The following is a 5,541-nucleotide window of genomic DNA, read 5'->3' as shown; positions in this document are numbered from 1 at the left end:
CTCTTCCAAGTCAACAAACGATGTAGAACGGTTCTTTTCATTCTAATGCTTCTCATCTCATCATTAGCCTATACACACTTTGGCCAAAAAGTAGTCGCCTTACTGGCCACATTAATATTCCCAACCTGGGCTGTGATTTCATGTGCGCCAAAAACCGGAAGTGGTTCCCGTACAGGAGTTATTCTCCAATCAATCATGCGCTTTATCGGCATTACCCTCTTTAGTTTAGTTGGTGCGCTCTTTATGGTTGGTCTTTTGGCGCAGCAGCAATTCATCATCAAAGCCGACCAATTTATGGGCATTAAGCTAGCTCATTCACTACCGCTGGTTATTATCGGCATCGCGTTTTTAGCGGGGTTAGATCAACGCGTTACGCTCAAAGATGCCTGGACTTCTATCGTAAGTTCAGTAGATGCTCCAATCAAATGGTGGCAAAGTGTTCTTACACTCGTTGTTCTTGTCGCTATCGGGCTGATGGTGGTACGCACAGGCAATGAGGCGCCGACAAGTGTATCAGGAACTGAAATGCGAGTACGCAGCTTAATGGATCGCGTACTGCCGGTCAGGCCGCGCACCAAAGAATTCATGCTTGGCCATCCGCTTCTGATCATAGCAATTGGTGTCGCAATACAAAAACGAAGACGTTATCTTCCTCTCCTAATGATGGCCGGCGCTATTGGGCAAGTATCAGTGGTCAATACTCTCTGCCATATTCATACTCCTCTGAGTATCTCTGTTGTGCGCATCGCAATTGGGACGGTCTTCGGGGCGATAATTGGTATATGTGCGCTCTGGTTAATTTTGACAATAGGGGATAGAAAATGCAAAGCGCCAACAATACCCGCTTAGTCCTGGGAGGCTATTTCGGATGCGGCAACCTAGGTGATGAGGCTGTTCTTTCGGGACTATTGACAGGATTGAAAGATTTAAATGTTGAGCCAATTATCCTCAGCGGCGACCCTCCAGCAACAACTAAGCAATATGGGATAAAAGCCGTCTCCCGAATGAAACTGTCTGAAGTTAAAGCTGTTCTGCGAAATGCTGATGCACTTGTGATGGGGGGGGGAAGTCTATTGCAAGATGTCACCAGTCGTCGCTCGCTTTTCTATTATCTCTATCTTATTCGTCTAGCCAAAAAACTTACAGGCAGGGTGGTAATGGTCGGTCAAGGCATCGGCCCCCTTCAACGCAGTTCATCTCGTCTATTTACCAAGCTTGTTCTCAATAAGACAGATGTGATTGCCGTTAGGGATGCCGATTCTTTTCACTTCCTTAAATCACTTAAAATCAAAACGCCTATTGAGCTAACTGCCGATACCGCTTGGCTTCTTGAACCGGATTTCGAAGGCGCTCGAAGGCTTCTAAAAGAAGTTGGCGTCAATCCCAAAGGGGCATTAGTAGGCCTTGCCCCACGGCCATGGCATACCCATCCCAATGATGAGTTGGCAAAAGCTTTCGCTGACTTGGCGTTTTCGCTTAATAAAGAAGGATTCCAACCCATAGGAATAGCTATGGATCGCGAAGTGGATATTCCCTTTTGGAAACTCATTCACACCTATTGTCCTAACGTACCGATAGTAGAGAACATTCAAACGCCTGAGGAGGCTGCCGGTCTTATCAGCCTTATGGATTCTCTGGTTGCCATGCGGCTTCATGCGTTGCTCTTTGCCGCCAAGGCATGTGTGCCGTCACTAGCGGTTATCTATGACCCTAAAGTCCATGCATTAGCTTCACTTCTTGACCTACCTACCCCTTTAACGATGCGCGAACTAACTTCAGAACAACTTCTCTCTCGCTGGCTTGCCATCAACTCAGGGGCGTCAACTTTAAAAAATCAACTTGCCGCAAAAAGAGATACCCAAATCAGTTTAGCTACCAGGAATATAGCTCTCATTCGCCAAGCGCTTCCCTCTCTATAACGAAATTCCTCCCCCTTCGTCATATACAATGTGAACGATATTTTGAAAGGTAGGTACAAATTATGTTACGTCGAATACTTTGGTTAGCTTTACTCCCCATTTTGATTGTAGGTTGTGGCGGCGGAGTCGGTGGAGGATCTTCCTCTAGTGGCGTTGTGACAGGCAACATTGCAGACTCCGACGGTAAACCGATTGTCGACGCGATCGTAAGTGCAGATAATAACAGTTCGACCCAATCGACATTGCAGGGCATGTACCGTCTGGAGGGTATTTCTGTAGGGGATCAAACGATACGAGCTGAGATAGTCATCGATGGTGTCCGATGGCGGGGACAGAACGTAGCGACTGTGATTATTGACTCGTTTAGCAGCCAATCGAAGAATGTCAATATTACTATGGCTCCGGAGTTGCAACTTGGTTCATTCGATGGTTATGTGTATGGCCCGGATGGGCTACCCGTCGTAAGGGCTCGTGTATTTGCCGCATCAGATCGCCAACTCAGCGCATCAGTTACGGCTACAAACATAGATGGGTATTATCGTCTTGATGGTTTGATCTCCGGCTTAAACTATATTGTAACCGCTTCCGCTCAAACCAATGAGAATGATGTCGTTAACAACAAACAAGTCATCGCAGGGCGTGTTACGAGACTTTCATTTAATCTCAGCTATTCGCAAAACCCCGGACTTTCTGCGCCAACCGGTATCAGTATTTCAACATGGACTGTCCCCAGCACCCCTACTCGAAGTCCACGTAGCGCTGAGCTAACAAAAGCATATGAAGCAATTAAAACTCACATTGACCCGCGTTTAGTCAAAACTAGCAAGACAAAATTAACTCGTCTATTCACCGCCGATACACTCTATGAGATCGACTTGTCTTGGGCTTTCTCCAACGATTCAGCGCTCTTGGGATACGGTATCTTCCGTGGCACATCAATAGGAGTGATTGACGCCATCGACTATCTTCGCGACCCATTGGCCAATTTCTATGCCGATCAAGATCAATTTATCGGCCCCAATCAAACCTATTATTACCAACTAACGGCTCTAAATACTGATTATCCTGATCTGAGCGGATCATCCTCTCAAAGAAGCTCAATCATCAGCGCAACTCCATTAGAAGCATTTGGTAGCACTTTAGTAGATACATCCAATCTACGGTTCTCTTGGACCTCTGTTATCGGCGCAGAGGCTTATAGTGTGATTGTCTACCAAATCTATCCCGATTGGGACGTTACCCCCATCCGCGAGGTAACTCTCAATAACGTCAATAGTTGGACGTACGACGGTCCAGCACTGATAAGTGGACAAATCTATTATTGGGTTGTAATCGCCTTATCCGATCAAAGAGGCTCTCAATACGTCTCCCACTCCTTCAGTCGAATAGAGCAGTTCACAGCAAGATAAAGACCTCATTCTCTGCTTCGCAGGCCCCTCTCCGAATCACAGAGAGGGGCAACCTACATTTGCTTGAACCTTTCTCTTCGTAGGGAGATTTTTATGAAGCCCCTTCGACAATATCAGGGGCGATGTGCCTGACAGCGCGTCGTGGACAATACCTCATCTCCTTCTTTATCCTAAAACCAAAATAAACCTTGCGGATAGGATTGTGTTGTAGGTATTGTTGAGTTAATGGAGGAATTGAATAATGAAGAAAATTTTATTTGTATATGGTGGGCCGGATTATCATCCCGGGTATCGTGAGGCTGAGACGTTAAAGAAGTTGATGGATGGCGATGGAAGGTTTTGTGTAGAGTCCACAACTGACTTAGATGCTTTCTTAAAACTCAAATCTGGCGATTATGCGACGGTTGTGGTTGCTACAACTGGATTTGCTGAAGAATTAACAGGCCCCAGAGAAGATGCGCTTCTTGGGTTTATCAAAGGCGGCGGTGGTTTCGTTGGCGTGCATTGCGCAGCCGATAGCTTCAGAGGCAGCCGAGCCTATGTGGACATGATTGGCGGAGAATTCAGAACACACCCTGAGTTCGGAGATATGAATGTAAAGGTAGTGGATAATGGCCACTATATCACCACCCGAATCAAAGATTTCACTATTCCTGACGAGATGTATATCCTCGACAGCCATGACCCGAGTAAGGTTCACTTGTTGTTGGAAACCAGCTTCAAAGGCGAAAAGTTTCCCTTAGCCTATACCAAAGAATACGGCGAAGGCCGAGTTTTCTATCTTGCGCTAGGGCATAACTCAACCCCCTGGAAGAACTTTGAATTCCAAAAACTTCTTGTCAGAGGCATTGCTTGGACTACAGGCGAAGAAAAGACCAATAAAACCATCCGCTGCGGTGTGTTAGGTTACGGTCCTTCCTATCGTATGGGAAAAGATCATGCAGAATGGGTCACCATGACCGAAGGTCTTGAGCTTGTCGCTATATGCGATAAGGACCCGAAGATGGCTGTTGTGGCGGAGAAGGAATTCCCTGGCTTAAAAGGCTATTTCACCGATGCAGATGAAATGCTCAAAATGAATGACCTCGATTTAGTAACCGTGGTCACTCCTCACAATGTGCATGCTCCTCTTGCTCTCAAATGTCTTGATGCGGGCAAGAGTGTGATTGTCGAAAAGCCGATGTGCATCACAGCAGCCGAAGCAACCGCAATGATAAATAAGGCTCGCGAAAAAGATCTTATGCTGAGCGTGTTCCAGAACAGACGTTGGGACAATGATTTCATCTGCATAAAGAACATTCTGAGCCGTTGGTTGATAGGTGATATCTTCCATATCGAGTGCCGAATTGGCGGCTACGGAAAGCCCGGTGACGTATGGCGTAGCAATAAGGAAATCAGCGGCGGGATATTATACGACATAGGGGCGCATCGCCTGGACCAGATATTGCAGCTCATCCCCTCGAAAATCACCCACGTCATGGGCAATTTCCAGAAACGAGTATGGGATATGTTTACCAACGAGGATCATGCCCAGTGCTACGTGAAGTTTGAGGATGGCACTGTCGTTGACTTAATCATGTCCAACATGTGGGCAACCGGTGGCCCGGATTGGCGGATTATGGGCACGAAGGGATCGTTTGAGAACGGTCATGATGAAGGCTATAAAGTGGTTTCATACACTTCCGATATTAAGATGGAATACACAATCCCCACATGGGAAACCGGTTACGATTGGTGGCATTACTATCGCAATATCGCCGACCATATGCTCTTAGGCGAAGAACTTATCGTCAAGCCCGAGCAATCAAGGCGTGTTATCGGCATCTTCGATGCGGCAGAGCAAAGCGCAAAGCTAGGTCACAGCATTCCGCCATTGCCGGAATGTGAATAAGTAAAAAAATAAATATGGCTCGCTCGACATTTCGAGCGAGCCATATTTACAAAAGGATAAGATGGACAAACCGTTTATTAATCAGTCTGACTTATTTATCGGGGGCTTAGATGGGTACCCCGTATATCGTATCCCGTCACTCCTACTCACTAATAACCATGTTCTTTTGGCGTTTTGTGAGGCGAGAGCAGGTTTGGATGACACTGGTCATATTGGGATAGCTTTAAAACGAAGTTTTGATAATGGTATTACCTGGGAACCGATGCGCATAATTGCCGATGATGGAAGCGGAACAATAGGCAACCCTTGCCCCGTTCAAGAC

The 5,541-nt window shown here is 46.5% G+C and carries 5 protein-coding genes; all 5 read left to right on the top strand.

The genetic code is table 11. The features are described from left to right. Positions 1 to 849, top strand: an 849-nt coding sequence (locus WCO51_09145; protein ID MEI6513425.1) for a DUF5693 family protein, incomplete at its 5' end; no start/stop codon positions are given. Then, positions 822 to 1,919 (top strand): polysaccharide pyruvyl transferase CsaB, encoded by a 1,098-nt coding sequence (csaB, locus tag WCO51_09140; protein MEI6513424.1) that lies wholly within the window; start codon positions 822 to 824, stop codon positions 1,917 to 1,919. The genes WCO51_09145 and csaB, both read left to right, overlap by 28 nt. Positions 1,920 to 1,981: 62 nt before the next feature. Next, positions 1,982 to 3,328, top strand: coding sequence for a carboxypeptidase-like regulatory domain-containing protein (locus tag WCO51_09135; GenBank protein ID MEI6513423.1), 1,347 nt, complete (start codon positions 1,982 to 1,984; stop codon positions 3,326 to 3,328). A gap of 241 nt (positions 3,329 to 3,569) precedes the next feature. Beyond that, a complete protein-coding gene (locus tag WCO51_09130) occupies positions 3,570 to 5,219 on the top strand; it encodes a ThuA domain-containing protein (GenBank protein ID MEI6513422.1) in 1,650 nt (549 codons plus the stop codon). A gap of 61 nt (positions 5,220 to 5,280) precedes the next feature. Beyond that, the coding region (locus tag WCO51_09125; protein ID MEI6513421.1) for a sialidase family protein at positions 5,281 to 5,541 on the top strand (261 nt) is incomplete at its 3' end.

Source organism: bacterium, assembly GCA_037131655.1.
Lineage (GTDB): Bacteria > Armatimonadota > Fimbriimonadia > Fimbriimonadales > JBAXQP01 > JBAXQP01.
Note: the sequence above shows the minus strand (reverse complement) of the source record. Positions and strands in the feature narration are given on the sequence as shown.

Excerpts from the sequence above, each read along its gene's own strand:
- csaB (MEI6513424.1), top strand. The coding sequence starts at position 822 with ATGCAAAGCGCCAACAATACCCGCTTAGTCCTGGGAGGCTATTTCGGA.
- WCO51_09135 (MEI6513423.1), top strand. The coding sequence starts at position 1,982 with ATGTTACGTCGAATACTTTGGTTAGCTTTACTCCCCATTTTGATTGTA.
- WCO51_09130 (MEI6513422.1), top strand. The coding sequence starts at position 3,570 with ATGAAGAAAATTTTATTTGTATATGGTGGGCCGGATTATCATCCCGGG.